Raw genomic sequence first — 17,565 nt, forward strand, 5'->3', positions numbered from 1 at the left:
GATGTTTGAATGAAACTCAATTGGGTGAGTCCCCCACCGAGCAGGGAGGACAACCACGTAAAAAGCCCGGTAAACGCCGTAGTTACAAAAGTTAAAACAGCAGCAAACTCTTTGAATCTCTGTTGGATGGGCGAGGTTGCATTCTTCAGTTCGTTCAATTGAGGTAATTTTAACCCTTGAACTATCTGGTTAAATAGCTGGCCTAGAGCAATAAAAGGTATTGCTACATAAGTACCTAAATTTTTTAAAGCTTGAATAAATTGATGTTCTATTTCTGTATTTTGGGTACTCTCAGTAGGCTCTTTTTTAATATTAACAGATGAAGTGTTTGGAATTTCTAAATCTGGAGAAATACCTAGTTTTTCCGCAGTTTGACGAAGTATTCCTAGCTCTTTTTCTAATACATCGTGCTCAGCATATTGGAGTTCAATTTCTTTGGCAAGGCTTTTAATTTGGCGTTCATGTGCATCCCTGGTCTCAATGGCCTCCATTAGTTTTTTGGACTTATTAAGATAGCTGTATATGCTATGTCCAGCTAGAACCACCCCACCTATCAACATCGCTGATCCAACGGCAATCCAGCCTACTGGTGTCATAGAGAAGCCTAAAAAAGAGCTAACCGACAAGGCAAGGGTTATTACAGCGCCGTATTTAGTAAAATGATCTAAAAAAGTATTAAAGCCTGTAAAGAACCCAGCAAGGTACTTTTGTTTGCTGTAAAGCATTTTCACCGCTTGCTCAGTATTGCGTTTTTCATACCAAGAAGTAACTTTTTTTAGTAAAGCAGTGGTCCGTTCGATTATCTTCATTTTAGTCCAGTCAGAATGAACCTTACCAATTATGATTATAGATGCAACAAATAGAATAATCACTATACGGTGCGATTTTTTCGCGTGCTTATTGATCAATTTCATCCCGGAGTTATTGCGCGGAAACAGTAAACAGCAAAAGGAGGAATAATTCCTGTACATAGAACTAGCAGAAGAGCATATTGATGCTTGCCACCATTTAATGGACACCTAGAAGAGAAACAAAGAAACTATGATTAATCTTTAGGAGTTAATGAATGGGTAGTAAAATCACACGAATTTACGACAAAGAGTTCAAGAATAATGCTGTTTCTTTATATAAAGAAGGATATAAAAGTTATCAGTCGTTTAGGTATACCCTGTGCTACTTTAGTTGGCTGGGTAAAAGCGAAAGAACGTTCAGGGGAATCAGCATTTCCTGGGAAAGGTCATTTAACAATGGAAGAAGAGCGATTTAGAGCGTTAGAAAGAGCAAATGAGAAATGGGTGGCTGATTTAACCTATGTTGCTACGGGCGAAGGCTAGCTTTATGTAGCAACGGTATTGGATTTATTTTCACGATGGATTGGGGGGCTTGCTATGAGTGAACGAATGACTGCTGATTTAGTGAGTCAGGCCTTGCAGCAAGCGATTATTCATCGCAAACCACAAGCCAATTTAGGTGCATTAACGATAGTAAGTATTTTGCTTTGGTTGAAACTTTAGGGACACGCCCTAGACATTTTAGCTAAAAATCCAATTATTTTAGGGGCTACTTGGAATTATATTCTTCATCAAGCTTTCTTAAAAATGCCATTTTTTCAGCAATCTTGATTTCCAAGCCTCGCGATACGGGTTGATACCAATTAGGTTCGTTCATCCCATCAGGTAAATAGCGTTCACCTGCAGCATAAGCATGAGGCTCATTATGGGCATAACGATATTCATGCCCATATCCTAATTGTTTCATTAGTCGCGTTGGGGCATTGCGTAAGTGGATAGGTACCTCTCGTGACTTGTCTTTTTTTACAAGAGCCATGGCTTCGTTAAATGCAGTGTAACCGGCATTGCTTTTAGCGGCTATTGCCAGGTAAATCACAGCTTGGCCTAAGGCTAGCTCGCCTTCAGGGGAGCCTAATCGTTCGTAGGTTTCTGCGGCATCATTAACAATTTGCATGGCACGGGGATCCGCTAGGCCTATATCTTCCCACGCCATTCTAATAATACGTCGAGACAGATATAAGGGATCAACTCCACCATCTAACATGCGACAAAGCCAGTAAAGTGCTGCATCGGGATTAGAACCGCGAACCGATTTATGCAGGGCTGAAATTTGATCGTAAAAATTCTCGCCGCCTTTATCAAAGCGTCGCATATGCTGAGCTAAGGAATTAATCACGAATTCTTTGGTCACCTCAGTAACCTTCGCTGCGGTACAAGCAGTCTGCAACTGCTCCATACAATTTAGTAATCTTCTGGCATCCCCATCCACATAATCAATAATAATTGCAATTGCGGCCTCATCGAATGGAATTTCAGCAAAGACTTTCTGATGTGCTTTTTCAAATAATTGTTTTAATTCTTCATTAGTCAATGACTTAAGCACATAAACCTGTGCTCGTGACAGCAGTGCGGAATTTACTTCAAAGGAAGGGTTTTCCGTTGTTGCACCAATGAACGTAACTAAACCCGATTCTGTATAAGGAAGTAATGCATCTTGTTGGGATTTATTGAAACGATGGATTTCATCAATAAACAGGATAGTATGTTTACCCTGAGTTAAATTCTCTTGGGCTTGCTCCATTGCGGCCCGAATGTCTTTAACACCGGAGAAAACAGCTGAAAGCGCGATCCATTCACAGTCAAAGGCCTCTGCAGTAATTCGGGCTAAGGTTGTTTTACCAACCCCAGGAGGCCCCCATAAAATCATGGAGTGGAGTTTGCCACCGAGGAAGCTAAGTCGTAAAGGTTTTCCCTCTCCCAGCAAATGCTGCTGACCAATTACGTCATCAATATGTTTCGGCCGTAATAATTCGGCCAGTGGTAGAGAGTGTTGTTTCTTTGACTCGGTCATTGCTGTACCACATCAACCCCTTTTGGTGCCTTAAATTGAAACAATGAAACAGCCAACTGAGGGTTTAATTTAGTTTTTGCCAAGTATACCGTGGTCACTTGTCCTAGCTGATCAAACAATACCAGTTCAGTTAACATATCTTTATGAAATACTAACTTCATACGTTGGAAATTTGCTTTGGGTGATTTGGATTTCAGATCAAAAACAGAATTATCTCCTGAGCCACTCTGAACTACGGTAAAATCTCTGGTTACCGTATTGTCATAACCACTTAAAAATAAAGCTGCAGTTCCGCCTAAACCTTTTTCTTGTTTTTTCACCGTAACCTGCTCAAGATCCGTATCATAAATCCAGATACGTTGGCCATCCGCAATCATCAATTGAGCCATAGGCTCTTTAGTCTGCCAGCGGAAACGCCCTGGTCTTTGCAGAGCCATCGTTCCGGAAGAACGAGAAACCACACGCTCTTTTGCTTTAACGACTTGTTTAAAACTTGCGGTCATTGAACGAATCGCATTTAATTTAGTTTGTAGTATTTCATCAGCCGCTTCACAAAACGCAGCAGCAGAAAAACTCATCAGAACTGCAAGCAGTATTTTTTTCATGCTTAATCCTCTGTTATGGAGTTCACTAATACATCACGATAGCCACCATCTAAGGGGCCAACAATTCCTGTACGTTCCATTTCTTCAACCATGCGCGCAGCACGGTTATAACCAATTTTCAATCGTCGTTGTACTGCAGAAATACTGGCTTTACGTGTTTGAATGACAAACTCTACTGCTTGATCATAAAGTGGATCATCATCTTCAGCTTGGCTATCTCCATCAGCACTGCCGCCACCTTCATCACCATCTACACCCAATCTAGTGATGTCCTCAATATAATCAGGCTCACCTCGAGCGCGCCAATCATCCGCAATACGATGCACTTCTTTATCATCAACAAAAGCACCATGAACACGTAATGGAGCCCCACTTCCTGGAGCTAAGTACAACATGTCTCCATGTCCTAATAATTGTTCTGCGCCTTGTTGATCCAGTATAGTACGAGAATCAATTTTTGAAGAAACCTGGAATGACATTCGTGTTGGAATGTTTGATTTAATCAATCCAGTCAAAACATCCACCGATGGACGCTGTGTTGCTAGAATCATATGGATTCCCGCGGCGCGTGCTTTTTGGGCAATACGCGCAATTAATTGCTCGACCTTTTTCCCCACAACCATCATCATGTCAGCAAGCTCGTCAATAACAACAACGATATGAGGTAAAGCTTCTAACAAGGGAGCAGTTGCATCCATTGAATCTACTGGTTTCCATAATGGGTTCGTTAATGGCTCACCACAAGCAATCGCTTCAGATACTTTCGTATTAAAACCAGCAAGGTTTCTAACGCCAAGTGAAGCCATTAGTCGGTAACGACGCTCCATTTCCTCAACACACCAACGTAAAGCGCTCGCAGCCTCTTTCATGTCGGTTACGACTGGCGTTAATAAATGAGGAATACCGTCATAAACAGACAATTCCAACATTTTAGGATCCACCATGATTAAACGTACTTGCTCTGGAGTAGCCTTGAAGAGGATACTCAGAATCATGGCATTAATCCCTACTGATTTACCCGAACCAGTCGTTCCGGCAACCAATAAGTGTGGCATTTTAGCCAAATCAACAACCACTGGATGTCCTGCAATATCAACCCCTAAAGCCAACGCAATTGGTGAATGCGCTTGTTGGTACACCTCAGCAGACAAAACATCGGACAAACGAACCATTTCACGCGACTGATTCGGCAACTCTAAACCAACAACTGTTTTACCAGGAATAACTTCAACCACACGTACCGAAATTACCGATAAAGAACGCGCTAAGTCTTTAGACAGGGCTGTTAACTTACTGACTTTAACACCAGCAGCCAATTGCAGTTCAAAGCGCGTAAATAAAGGGCCTGGATGTACAGCAACGACATCAGCTTGCACACCAAAATCTAATAGATGTTGCTCAAGCTCCCGAGAAACTTGTTCTAATTCCTGATGCGTATAGCCTCCCATTGGCTTTCCGGGAGCGCCCTTATCCAGCAACTCTAAGCCGGGTAAGGTACCTGGATTGTGAAGTTTAGGAGCACGAATTTCTTTTAATTCACGTGGAGGTGCTGCAACAACCACTGGAGCGGGTTTTACTACCTCAGCTCGAACAGGTTCTGCTCTAACCGGTTCGGGTTTGATTATTTCTGCCCTTACTGGCTCAGCTCGTGGAGCAATTGGTTTCTCTACATTAGCCATTAATATTGGAGTTGTTTTTTCCTGTTCTGGCTCGGGTTTGGAATTGAATAACTTAGGCACTGTTTTTTCTTGCACAGGTACATCCACTTCTGCTGGTCTGCGTGCCTGATACCCTGCAATCCATAAACAGCTTGTAGTAATCGCATTTTTCACCGTAACATAAGTCTTATTGAGCAGAGATAAGGTGTAAAAGCCAATTAGCTCAATTGCCTGTAACCAGGAGATTCCAGTAAGCCAAGTAGTTCCCACCAAAAACATGGCTAATAAAACGAGTACTGCGCCATGTAAATTCAGCATGTGAAACCATGATTTGCCCACGGATTGACCAATAAGTCCTCCTGGACCATGCATGGGATCCAGGCGATTCCAATGCGCTTGAAAACTTAATATACCGCTTCCCCCAATGACCATCATCAAGAACCCGCTTAGGCGTAAAGATAAAACACGAAGATCAAGTACTTTTAATGCCCGCAGATCGTGCAGTATTGCCCAAGCAACATAAACAAAAACAACTGGTAATAAATAAGCAAAATAACCAAAAATAAAATAAAGCGCATCGGCTACATACGCACCTACCTGTCCGCCAGAATTAGTAACAGTTTTTCCTGCACGTGATACATGCGACCAACCTGGATCAGTGAATTGATAGGTCATTAACGATAAAAGAACAAATAAAGCACCAGTTAAAGACAATATAAAACTGCCCTCACTAAGACGCTTGATGATGAAACTTGGCATGGTTTTTTTTAGGGAGCCAGCCTTTCTTCCCGATTGTTGTTTTGCCATAGGTATATTCAAAGGTTTGTTTATGTCATAATATTCGCCATCTTAACACAAAATATCAAAATATTAAGGAAGGCAGAGTCGATGAGCGATAGTAATCACCACCGCTTAATCATCTTGGGTTCAGGGCCTGCAGGTTACACTGCTGCAGTCTATGCCGCAAGAGCAAATCTAAATCCAGTATTAATTACCGGCATGCAGCCTGGTGGACAATTGACCACGACTACGGAAGTGGACAACTGGCCAGGAGATATTGAAGGTCTACAAGGCCCTGCATTGATGGATCGGATGCAAAAACATGCTGAACGTTTTGATACAAAAATTATTTATGATCATATCGTCAGCACTGATTTATCCAAGAAGCCGTTTACCTTACGTGGCGATAGCGAAACGTATACCTGTGACGCATTAATCATTGCCACTGGAGCGTCTGCACGCTACTTAGGTTTAGAATCCGAATCGGCATATCAAGGTCGTGGAGTTTCTGCCTGCGCAACCTGTGATGGTTTCTTTTTCCGTAACAAAGCAGTTTGTGTTATCGGTGGTGGAAATACTGCTGTTGAAGAGGCTTTGTATTTATCCAATTTAGCTTCTCATGTCACCCTGATTCACCGACGTGATAGTTTACGAGCTGAAAAAATTCTTCAGGACAAATTATTTGAAAAAGCACGAAATGGTAACATCAGAATTATTTGGAACAGCGCCTTAGATGAAGTGGTTGGCGATGGGAAAAAAGTTACTGGTGCAAAAGTTCGTCATGTTCGTGATGATTCAATAGAGCAACTTGATGTTGATGGCGTGTTTATTGCCATAGGTCATACTCCAAATACTGAATTATTCAAAGACCAACTCACTATGAGAGATGGTTATATTACGATTAAATCAGGACTGGATGGCATGGCAACCAGTACTTCGGTACACGGAGTCTTTGCGTGTGGTGATGTTGCTGATCATGTTTATCGTCAAGCAATTACGTCTGCAGGTTTTGGCTGTATGGCCGCACTTGATGCAGAACAGTACTTGGATTTAGAGTTCGAATAAGCCCTCATTCTCCCCTTTCTATAGCCTGAGATAAAACCCGGTTGAGAGCAACCGGGTTGCACTATGTTCGACACAGTATAAAAGCAGAACATCCGATATAGAAGAAATTTTTTTGTGTTGTTTTTAAAAAGCTATTGGAGGGTCTGGCAGCACCTATCACAGGCTACATGCTTCGGGGTTCCGCCATCCTTGGCAAGCCAGGGGCTAGCTATTGGAATTCCGCGCGGTGAGAGGTATCATCAGTAGTCAAATCAATAGCCAATTGAACAGCACTCATTATGGGGCGAGTGATAAGACTGACAAGGCTGATTAGCAAGTTCAAAGTTTGTGCAATATCTGCTGATACAGATAGGATAAGACTAGAAATTGCCAAGCCAAATTCTTCACCTGACTGTTCATCCATTATGGAGGGGGATTTTTGTTGGTTCAGAGTCCATAAATACATTCCTTTTGCTGCAGAAGCAATTGCATTCACCAAATGAATTAGCGTATCAAAAGCAAATATTGGTTCTAAAAAGGAGTCAATAAATGGTGTTACAACAAAAGAAACGAAGTCAGATTCCTTTGTTGTAATTTGACCTAACCGATCGCGATATGTGCACTCCTGAATTGGAGTAGTCATGGTGAAAAATCGATGTTTGGTAGAAGCAAATGCATCTTCTAGTTTTGTTTCAAAAATAGGTTTAATAATTTGTGGCATTTTAACTCCCAGTTAGTTATTAATATTAACAAATGCGTCAATTATAAATTAATTTCATTAAGGATTTATTAACACGGCGTGAGAATTTTGGGTATACTCAGGACAACCTCATTAAAGATTAAAATCAAATCACTTTTCCCAAATTACAGACCGAAAGGTCCGATTTAAAACACTTCAAAGCAATGCCTTCCTGAGATGGTTTATCGTCGGCGAATAATTTGAGTACTATTTTTCGCATAATATCTAAACTTTATTCAGGCGAATAAAGAAACCGACTGCTTTAGTTTGTTGATTGATTGGGTAAAGTTGATTTCATTGTTTCTTTATTGCGGTTTAACATTTTCAACATAATGTCTTTACCCATAGCTTCAATCATTTTCATAAACAAGGGAGGAGTTTTGATTTGTAAACGCCGTAAATCGCTGTAATTCCAATAAATATATTCAACTGGTTCACGCGCATGGATTGTCGTACTTGCGTTCCCATCACTAAAATAACTCATTTCCCCGATAAAATGATAATGCCCCAGCTCTAAGATTGAATCTGGAAGATCAATGTAAACTTGGCCGTTAGTTATGAGCATTAAGGCTTTTACTGGCTTATTCTTTTCTAGCACAATTTCATTACTGGCTGTTCCTCGATGGCTTAATTTAATTAAGCGTAAGAAATCACTGGTTTGCATGCTGTCAAAAAATATTTTTTTAATCGATTGCAATTCATCACTTAAATATTTGGGTATCATATCTCTTATCAAAAAACCAATTTGCACGAAATTAATAAGCAACGATGCTATTGCCCAATAAGCCATTGGCGGAATATGGGCTAATATTCCATATAATAGAAATGATCCATCTGATAAAGCGAAGATAATACGTATCAAAAGAACTTTTCTGCAACTAAGGCTCAGAAGAATTAAAATGTTTCCTAAACTGTAAAGATAATCCAAGTGCAATTGATTTCCCCCATGCTTATTTATAGTAATTGTAGAATATATTCAATATACTTCCAAATCTCGGGTTTTGTGAGCTTCATGGAGAAACTGAACAAATGTTAATAGAGCCTAACGAAGAGTTTATATTTCCAGATCCTGAAACCAGTGATAAACAAGGCCTATTACTTATCGGTGGCGACTTAAACCCCAAACGTATAATACAAGCCTACTCACAGGGTGTTTTTCCTTGGTATGGGCCTGGTTCACCTGTTCTTTGGTGGTCACCGAATCCACGACTCATTGTACGCCCTTCAGCATTTAAAGTGTCTCATAGTTTACAAAAATCGCTAAAAAAACCATTTAAAATCACTGTTGATACTGCATTTCCAGAAGTGATACGTGCCTGTGCTACCAGTTTAGAGCGAGTGGAAAATACTTGGATTGTTAACGACATGATCGAGGCCTACACACAAATACATGCAATGGGCTATGCTCATTCATTTGAAGTATGGCTTGACAATGAATTAGTTGGTGGATTGTATGGAGTTAGCTTGGGTCGCGCTTTTTTCGGTGAATCCATGTTTCATACGGTCACTGATACGTCAAAAATCGCGTTTTATTATTTATGTCAAACGATGGAACAATGGGATTTTGATTTTATTGATTGCCAGCTCCCTACCCCTCATTTACTCAGCTTGGGTGCAGAAATTATTAGTCGTGCTGATTTTATGCGTTTATTAAACGATACATTGAAATATCCGAGTATGCAGAGAATGTGGCAGGTTTCTTTTTCGTGATCGTTGCAATTTCGAAATTTATTAGACTAAGGAAAAACTGGTTGCGAGTAATCAGGCTACACCCATCTTATGGCTTCATATAGCTTGAGCTGCCTTCAAATGTTACGTCTATAGCTTTATCTTCATAAACACATAACCAAGCACCGAATACTTCTTTTGCCTGTCTGGGTATTTCATTTGAAAGCATGGCAAAATACGGTTCATTTAATGCTATAAAGTATTGGCTATTTCCATGCCATGGAGAGTCATGAAATCACAGACCTCATTAAGGATGGAAGGCAATGGTAGTCGAAGAGCTGAATAAAAAAAGATACAGGGTGGACGATTTAAAACAAACACTTCGTAACGCTTTGGATTGCAGAATAACGCGCATCAGTATAATTAATTTACAATTAATACCTATAGTATAAATTTCAGCATTGCATAATTGCCATTATCTTCATTTTAGCAGTATACTTGCCAAAGAGTCATGTTTTCATTTTGAAAACATTAATTAACCGATTTGGTAATCATTTGAGAGACCTATGGCAAAAGAAGATCATATAGAAATGGCTGGCACAGTTATAGATACCCTGCCCAATACTATGTTTCGTGTTGAATTAGAAAATGGGCATATTGTCACTGCTCACATTTCTGGTCGCATGCGCAAAAACTACATTAGAATTTTAACTGGTGATAAAGTTAAAGTGGAACTAACTCCCTACGACTTATCTAAAGCCCGCATTATATTCCGCGATAAAAATTAATACCCTCAGATTTGAGACCACCTTTTTCATTCGGCTCTCCTGTAATTACATTTAATAAAGATGTAGCCTGGTTGCTTGCAACCAGGCTACATCTTTTTAAATATTATAATGCTTCAAATATCGCAGCGGCCCCCATACCAGTACCGATACACATTGTTACCATACCGTATTTACCTTTAGTTCGGCGTAAACCATGTAATAAGGTTGCAGTTCTAATTGCACCGGTTGCTCCTAAAGGATGTCCTAAAGCAATAGCTCCACCTAAAGGATTTACTTTCTCTCGTGGCAAACCTAGATCTTTAATAACCGCTAAAGCCTGAGCAGCAAAAGCTTCATTTAACTCAATCCAATCGATTTGATCTAGAGTCAGTCCAGCACGTTTTAAAGCAACAGGAATGGCTTTTATCGGCCCAATTCCCATAATTTCTGGTGGAACACCTTCTACGGCGAAGCTTAATAATCGTCCCATTGGTTTTAAATTATATTTACGAACTGCTTCTTCACTAGCCAACAAAGCAATACCTGCTCCATCACTGGTTTGTGAACTATTACCAGCAGTAACTGTTCCCTTTAATGCGAAAACAGGTCTTAATTTAGAAATAACGTCATAAGATGTATCCGCTCTTGGCCCCTCATCATCAGTAATCAATTGTGTCTTAACATTTGTTGTTGAATCGATTAGGTTTGGCTGTCTTATGGTAATTTCTACCGGTGTAATTTCTGCTTTGAAATCACCACGCACTTGAGCAACAATTGCCTTTTTATGGCTTTCAGCAGCAAATTCATCTTGCTGTTCACGAGTAATTTCCCACTGCTTCGCCACATTTTCTGCCGTTACCCCCATTCCGTAGGCAATAGCAACATGCTCATTATCAAAAAATGATGGATTTGCTGTGTATTTATTACCACCTAAAGGCACCATAGACATGCTTTCAACGCCACCAGCAAGAGCTAATTGCATTTCACCACTGCGAATCGATGCTGCGGCAGTTGCAATACTTTGCACTCCTGAAGAGCAAAAACGGTTAATCGTCATTGCTGGAACAGATTGCGGCATATCCGCAAGCAAAGCAGCGATACGTGCTACGTTCATACCTTGTTCCGCTTCAGGCATAGCACAACCAATAACAACATCACCAATTTCCTCCCAATCAATATCTTGGTGACGGCTCATTAAAGTTCTTATTGTATGCGCCAATAAATCATCTGGTAGCGTATGCTTAAATACACCCCGAGGTGCTTTTCCTACTGGAGTTCTTAATACATCAACTATGTATACATTAGTCATCGGTCAATCTTCCTTATGCTTCATTCTCTCTCGATCAAGCCGAGAGAGAAGATAAGTTGCACTTAATTACGTAATGGTTTGCCAGTCTCTAATAAATGACTGATACGAGCCTGAGTTGCTGGCGTTGATGCTAAAGTAACAAATGCATCGCGCTCTAATTTCAACATCCAAGCCTCATCAACCAGTGCACCTTGATTGAGATTGCCACCACAAAGTACTTTTGCTAATTCAGTAGATAAGAAATAATCGTGTTGTGAAATAAATCCACCTTCTAGCCAGTTCACTAAACCTGTCTGTAATCTAGCAAGCCCCTCTATTCCTGCGACTTTAAATTGTCTTGGTAAGGGGGGGAGATAATTTTCAGCATGCATCAATTTAATTTTGCTTAACGCTGCATAAAGCACTTCATCCGCATGCATTACAAAAGTATCAGTGCTACGTAAATAACCCATTTGTTTTGCTTCAGCTGCAGAACCAGCTACTTGTGCCATAGCAATTTGTTGGAAGTAACTTTGAATGACAATCATTAAATCGGCATGAGGAATGCTCGCAGCACGCATCGCCATTTCTTTACATCCGCCACCAGCAGGTATTACCCCTACTCCAGCTTCAACTAAGCCCGGGTATGATTCAAAGGCCGCAACAACCGCATCACAATGCATCATAAATTCACAGCCACCACCTAAAGCACGACCTCTTAATGCAGCAATTGTTGGGATTGAACTGTATTTTAAACGCATCGCACCTGCTTGGAATTGAGCAATCATGTCATCAAGTGCTTGCATCTTATTATCTTGGATCAACTTCATCACATGACGCAAGTCAGCCCCAGAACTAAAGTTCGCAGCATCATGTTGATAAATAATAAGTCCACGGCATTGTTTTTCAGCGACATCCAAAGAGGCTTCTAAACCATCCAGAACCGCCTGTCCTAAAGTATTCGCTTTGCTCTTGAAACTAAGAACAGCAACGTCATCTTGTAAATGCCATAAACGGACCCCATCATTTTCATAAAGAACTGGTGTTGGATGTGCTGGTTCTTTGATTACTCGATCAGGGAAAAACTGGCGCGTGTAAACAGGCAATTCGCTACGTGGCTGATAGTTATTTTTCTGAGGAGAATAAGCGCCATCTTGCTTATAAAATGCATCAATCTCAAAAAGCCATCCAGGTAATTGCGCTGTACTTAAGGTTGCTTTTTCTTTAATTGCTTCACTAATAAACTGTGTTGTTTTAGCTAAATCTGATAATTGCCACGTTTCAAATGGCCCTTGCATCCAACCAAAGCCCCAGCGAATCGCTAAATCCACATCTCTTGCGTTATCAGCAATCGTCTCGAGATGATAAGCACAATAATGGAATAGATCTCTGAAACAAGCTGCCAAGAACCTAGCTTGTTTATTGCTAGAGGTCATCAATCCGTGCATACGCGCAACAGGATCAGCATTCCCCATGATGACTTTAAGCTCATCGCTTACCTCTGATTTTGATGGGCGATAGCTTGCTGATTGAATGTCATATACTTCAATTGCTTTACCATTTTTGCGATAGATACCCTGACCTGATTTTTGGCCCAAATGCCCCTCTTTAATTAATCCGGATAACCACTCAGGTAATTTAAAGCTATGGTGCCAAGGGTCATATTTTAATTGTTCTTGCATGGTGCGAACTACATGCTCCATGATGTCTAAACCAACTACATCCATAGTTCGGAAGGTTGCGGATTTTGGCCGACCCAATAAAGGTCCAGTCAATGCATCCACTTCATCTAATCCCATATTCATGGCAGAAGCATGATGCAACGTAGTTAAGAGAGAGAACACACCCACACGGTTTGCAATAAAATTAGGAGTATCTTTAGCACGAACCACACCTTTGCCTAAATAGCTGGTTAGCCAGGCTTCTAAATGATCCACTAATTTTGCATCAGTTGTACTTGCAGGAATAAGTTCTGCAAGATGCATATAACGTGGGGGGTTAAAAAAGTGAACGCCACAGAAATTTTTGCGGTGTGCTTCTGGTAATACCGCACACAGTGCATTAATACTGAGTCCGGAGGTATTACTGACTAAAATGGAGCGCTTCGTTAAATGAGGTGAAATGCGTGTGTATAAGTCTTCTTTCCAATCCAAACGCTCTGCAATTGCTTCAATAATTAAATCACACTCAGCTAGTTCAGCTAAATTTTGCTCGTAATTTCGAGCGTGTAACAACGCAGCTGTTTGTGCTGTAGCAAGAGGTGCCGGTTTTAATTTGGTTAAGTTGGCAATTGCCTTATCGATTAATGCATTGGCATTAGTATCTTTAGAAGGCAAATCATAGAGTAGAGTGTCTATTCCCGCATTGACGCAATGTGCAGCAATCTGTGCGCCCATAACCCCTGCACCGAGAACCGCGACTTTTTTTATGAAAAATGGTTCCTGCATTATTTTTCCCTCATTAATTAATGAATATCATCCACACTCATGGTCCTGCGGCTGCAGGACCAATTATACGGACTGTTTATATTTCGCTAACTTGAGGCAAAATGGCTTGATTATCGAGCGCCGGAGCGCAGAAAATCAAGCCATTTTGGCCAAGATAATAGAAATATAAATAGTCCCTAAGATAGATTAAATTTAATACCCTGAGCTAATGGCAACTCATTACCCCAATTAATGGTGTTGGTTTGACGACGCATATATGCCTTCCAGGAATCAGAACCCGATTCACGTCCACCACCCGTATCTTTTTCGCCACCAAAGGCACCGCCAATTTCAGCTCCGGAGGTACCAATATTGATGTTCGCAATTCCACAATCACTACCCCAAGCACTTAAGAAACGCTCTGCATGCTTTAAGTTTTGCGTGAACATTGCGGAGGACAAGCCTTGAGGAACATTATTATGCATCTCAATCACTTCTTCTAAAGAACGATACGACATCACATATAAGATAGGCGCAAAAGTCTCTTCTTGCACAATATCCCAATCATTTTTTACATTACAGACTAACGTTGGTTGTACAAAAGAACCTGATTGATTCAAGGCCTCACCACCAAAAACAATTTTCCCACCTGCTTCTTTAACACGGGCAACGGTCTTCTTGAATTGTTCTACTGCATGCTTATCAATTAAAGGCCCCATTAAATTATTCGTATCTAAAGGATCGCCGATTGTTATTTGCTCATAGGCAGAACGTAGTTTCTCGATAAGAAAATCATATTGAGACTCATGCACAAATAAACGTCGTGTTGTAGTGCATCGTTGCCCTGCTGTGCCCACCGCACCAAAAACAATCGCAGGAACTGCTAAATGTAAATCAGCTGATTCATCGAGAATGATGGCATTATTACCACCTAACTCTAAAATAGTCTTACCTAAGCGAGCCGCAACTTTTGCAGCAACTAGTTTTCCAACCGCAGTTGAACCTGTAAAGGAAATTAGTGGGATACGTTTATCATTAACCATTGCATCGATTACCGCATGGCCTTGAGGAATAATTAAACTGAAAATTTCGGGGCAGTTATTCGCTTTTAAAACGTCATTACATAAATGTTGAACGGCGATCGCACAAAGTGGGGTCTTTTCAGAAGGTTTCCATAAAGTCACATTGCCGCAGATTGCGGATAAAAAGGCATTCCAAGCCCAAACAGCTACCGGAAAATTAAAGGCAGAAATAACACCAACGATCCCATAAGGATGCCATTGTTCATACATTCTATGATTTGGACGCTCAGAATGCATGGAGTTACCATAAAGCATACGCGATTGACCTACTGCAAAGTCAGCAATATCAATCATTTCCTGAACTTCACCATCTCCTTCTTGCTTGGACTTACCCATTTCTAAAGAAACTAAGCTTCCAAGTAAATCTTTTTTCTCACGGAGAGCTTGGCCGATTTGTCTGATGATTTCTCCACGCTTTGGTGCAGGAACCATTCTCCATGCTTGGGCTGCACTTTGCGCACGACTCATAATCTGTTCATAATCATCCATAGTGCAAGGAGCTACTTCAGCAAGTTTCTCGTTGTTTGTTGGACAGAAAGAGGCAAAGGTATCCGCATGAACATTGCTATGCCAGCCTTGGCCACTAAAAGCCCCTGCATTGGTATCTTGAATATGTAATTGCCTTAATAATTCCATGTATAACTCCTTGAAAACTCTTTTGTATAGGATAAAACGGGACTGATTTAATTTGTAGCCCGGTATTAGACGAAGTCGTAATACGGGGTGTTGTGGTATTGATACCCGTATTACGACTTCGTCCAATACGGGCGATGTTATTGCCTTAAGCGTAATAACGACCAAAGCGGTTTTCTAATACTGCCGATAGTTGGAAGTTTTCTTGATAGACTAGACCTTTGTACTCATTAGCTTGTCCTAATACCAGGTCAACTACAGCACAAACACCAGAAGCAGTACTTACTTGAATTGCAGACCATTCTAATCCTGCAATGACTTGTGGGTATATTTTCTTCACATAGTTCTTTTCAGTGAGTTCACCACGTTTCATACCTTCAACAGTAACATAAACGATAACGAGATCTTGATAAGTCTTAGGAATAGAGTTTTCTAAAATACGCTTTAAGGTTGCTCTATCTTCATTTAAACGTAAATCATTCATTAAGAACTTCATTTTTTGGCAATGGCCAGGATAGCGCATCGTTTTGTAGTTCATGGTCTGAACTTTGCCGGCATGCAATTCCGCCAAACTACCTAAACCACCTGAAGTATTAAATGCCTCATACTCACAGCCATCAATTTGAATTGCTTCTAAACCTTCCAGGGGAGATAAAGTAACTTCCTTGCCGTATTTAATACCATAGCAAAGATTACCGTACTCATTGATTACCCCGTCAGTTGACCAGGTTAGTGAGTAATGCAATGCATTATTTGCATTTTGTGGTAACGCACCCACACGCATTTTAACATGGTGACACTCTTCAAATTCTTGCATTAGGCTATTTGCCGCAATACTAATAAATCCTGGAGCTAATCCACACTGAGGAACAAACGCAGTTTCAGCATTTTTAGCAATGGATTTTACTGCCTCAGTAACCGATGTATCTTCAGTTAGATCGAAATAGTTGGCGCCAGCTGCTTTAGCGGCCGAAGCAACATGCGTGTTTAAGAAATAAGGTAAACTTGAAATGACCGCCACAATATTATTCTTTTCCATATAGGCTTTTGTGGCTTGTTCATCGGTAACATCTAAAGCTACTGTTTTTACTTTGGGTAAAGCACTGAGTAATCGCTTTACATCAGACCCATTAAAATCAACATCGACTAAATGGACTTGATAAGAGCCGCTTTCCGTTAATAAACAGGCGATTAAACTACCAATTTTCCCTGCACCCGTAATCATGACATTGTACATATAAATCCCTCTCCATTGTAAGTCGGGGATAATCGTACACAAAAACTCGCTAATTGCAAAGTAAGCTGTGTTAATCTATATTCAAAATAGCTTTTTCAAATTTCTTGACCTGAAAACAGTACTCCTTTATCTTATGATTTTCCAATTTTATGACAGCATATGAAGCAAACTGCTTTAGCCAATTCCATTCCACTAAGTACGTCCATACGCATTGGGTATATTAAGTATTTATTAATGCTCACTATTGGGCTTGTCGCGGCATTGGGCTTTGCTCCCTTTCATATGCCTGGATTAACCATTTTAAGCTTAGCTTTTTTATATGCCAGTTTAAAAAATTGTTCTGGAAAACAAAGTTTTTATCGCGGCTTTTTTTATGGAATCGGTTACTTTGGCCTTGGGGTTTCTTGGGTTATTGTCAGTATTCATGACTATGGCCAATTAAATTATTTCCTTTCAGGATTGGTGACCTTAGTTTTTATTATGTATCTGTCGCTCTTTCCTGCTCTGGTTACTTATTCATTCAAAATTCTTGAGTTTCAGCACCGTAAACTGTTATCCGCCGTTCTTTTTGCTGTCTTATGGTGCGTCAGTGAATACCTGAGAGCAACATTATTGAGTGGTTTTCCTTGGTTATTTGTAGGTACCGTACTGATTGATACACCAATTAAGTACCTAATTCCACTTTTAGGAATTTATGGCTTAAGCTTGCTGTGTGCATTTCTTGCAGCATTTTTAGTGCTTACGGTACAGGAAGAACGCTCCAGCAAACGCAATGT

General features: G+C 40.5%; 13 protein-coding genes and 2 pseudogenes. 5 read left to right on the plus strand and 10 right to left on the minus strand.

From position 1 onward, the window contains the following. Positions 1-809: hypothetical protein (locus tag ACQY7T_RS09075; RefSeq protein WP_428412846.1), on the minus strand; the 809-nt coding region annotated here is incomplete at its 3' end. Positions 810-1,259: 450 nt separating this feature from the next. On the opposite strand from ACQY7T_RS09075, the pseudogene ACQY7T_RS09080 reads away from it, so the two are divergent. After that, positions 1,260-1,460 (plus strand): annotated as a pseudogene (locus tag ACQY7T_RS09080) (DDE-type integrase/transposase/recombinase); the annotation flags it as partial. Positions 1,461-1,560: 100 nt separating this feature from the next. Here ACQY7T_RS09080 and ACQY7T_RS09085 read toward each other — a convergent pair. From ACQY7T_RS09085 to ACQY7T_RS09095, 3 genes are read right to left on the minus strand one after another with little or no spacing between them, the layout of a single operon-like run. Beyond that, entirely contained in the window at positions 1,561-2,862 is a 1,302-nt protein-coding gene (locus ACQY7T_RS09085; RefSeq protein ID WP_428412847.1) for a replication-associated recombination protein A, read from the minus strand. After that, positions 2,859-3,467, minus strand: a complete 609-nt coding sequence (gene lolA, locus ACQY7T_RS09090) for an outer membrane lipoprotein chaperone LolA (protein ID WP_428412849.1) — start codon at positions 3,465-3,467, stop codon at positions 2,859-2,861. Before lolA ends, ACQY7T_RS09085 begins: the two co-directional genes overlap by 4 nt. Before the next feature lie 2 nt (positions 3,468-3,469). After that, a complete protein-coding gene (locus ACQY7T_RS09095) occupies positions 3,470-5,932 on the minus strand; it encodes a DNA translocase FtsK (RefSeq protein ID WP_428412850.1) in 2,463 nt (820 codons plus the stop codon). A gap of 81 nt (positions 5,933-6,013) precedes the next feature. Here ACQY7T_RS09095 and trxB point away from each other — a divergent pair, with 81 nt between their 5' ends. After that, positions 6,014-6,970: a thioredoxin-disulfide reductase gene (gene trxB / locus ACQY7T_RS09100; protein ID WP_428412852.1), complete on the plus strand. Its 957-nt coding sequence runs from the start codon at positions 6,014-6,016 to the stop codon at positions 6,968-6,970. A 208-nt stretch (positions 6,971-7,178) separates the two neighbouring features. Here trxB and ACQY7T_RS09105 read toward each other — a convergent pair whose 3' ends face one another. Together ACQY7T_RS09105 and ACQY7T_RS09110 are read right to left on the minus strand one after the other, a co-directional pair. After that, entirely contained in the window at positions 7,179-7,670 is a 492-nt protein-coding gene (locus tag ACQY7T_RS09105; RefSeq protein WP_428412853.1) for a hypothetical protein, read from the minus strand. Positions 7,671-7,950: 280 nt separating this feature from the next. Next, positions 7,951-8,412 carry a cyclic nucleotide-binding domain-containing protein gene (locus tag ACQY7T_RS09110; protein WP_428412855.1) on the minus strand — a complete coding sequence of 154 codons (462 nt, stop codon included), beginning with the start codon at positions 8,410-8,412 and terminating at the stop codon, positions 7,951-7,953. 311 nt (positions 8,413-8,723) lie between these two features. Here ACQY7T_RS09110 and aat point away from each other — a divergent pair, with 311 nt between their 5' ends. After that, positions 8,724-9,398 carry a leucyl/phenylalanyl-tRNA--protein transferase gene (gene aat, locus ACQY7T_RS09115; protein WP_428412864.1) on the plus strand — a complete coding sequence of 225 codons (675 nt, stop codon included), beginning with the start codon at positions 8,724-8,726 and terminating at the stop codon, positions 9,396-9,398. Between the two features lie 524 nt (positions 9,399-9,922). Then, a complete protein-coding gene (infA, locus tag ACQY7T_RS09120) occupies positions 9,923-10,144 on the plus strand; it encodes a translation initiation factor IF-1 (RefSeq protein WP_252578672.1) in 222 nt (73 codons plus the stop codon). 103 nt (positions 10,145-10,247) lie between these two features. Here infA and ACQY7T_RS09125 read toward each other — a convergent pair whose 3' ends face one another. The 4 genes from ACQY7T_RS09125 to ACQY7T_RS09140 all read right to left on the minus strand — a co-directional run bounded on the left by ACQY7T_RS09125 (position 10,248) and on the right by ACQY7T_RS09140 (position 16,789). Continuing rightward, a complete protein-coding gene (locus ACQY7T_RS09125) occupies positions 10,248-11,432 on the minus strand; it encodes an acetyl-CoA C-acyltransferase (protein ID WP_428412857.1) in 1,185 nt (394 codons plus the stop codon). A gap of 62 nt (positions 11,433-11,494) precedes the next feature. Beyond that, complete coding sequence (locus ACQY7T_RS09130; protein WP_428412859.1) at positions 11,495-13,858, minus strand: 3-hydroxyacyl-CoA dehydrogenase/enoyl-CoA hydratase family protein; 2,364 nt, start codon at positions 13,856-13,858, stop codon at positions 11,495-11,497. A gap of 176 nt (positions 13,859-14,034) precedes the next feature. Beyond that, complete coding sequence (gene amaB / locus ACQY7T_RS09135) at positions 14,035-15,555, minus strand: L-piperidine-6-carboxylate dehydrogenase (RefSeq protein ID WP_428412861.1); 1,521 nt, start codon at positions 15,553-15,555, stop codon at positions 14,035-14,037. A gap of 145 nt (positions 15,556-15,700) precedes the next feature. Further along, complete coding sequence (locus tag ACQY7T_RS09140; protein ID WP_428412863.1) at positions 15,701-16,789, minus strand: saccharopine dehydrogenase family protein; 1,089 nt, start codon at positions 16,787-16,789, stop codon at positions 15,701-15,703. A 159-nt stretch (positions 16,790-16,948) separates the two neighbouring features. Between ACQY7T_RS09140 and ACQY7T_RS09145 the strand changes: the two are divergent. Next, positions 16,949-17,565, plus strand: a pseudogene (locus tag ACQY7T_RS09145) (apolipoprotein N-acyltransferase); the annotation flags it as partial.

It is taken from the genome of Legionella sp., from assembly GCF_965140895.1.
Taxonomy (GTDB): Bacteria; Pseudomonadota; Gammaproteobacteria; order Legionellales; family Legionellaceae; genus Legionella.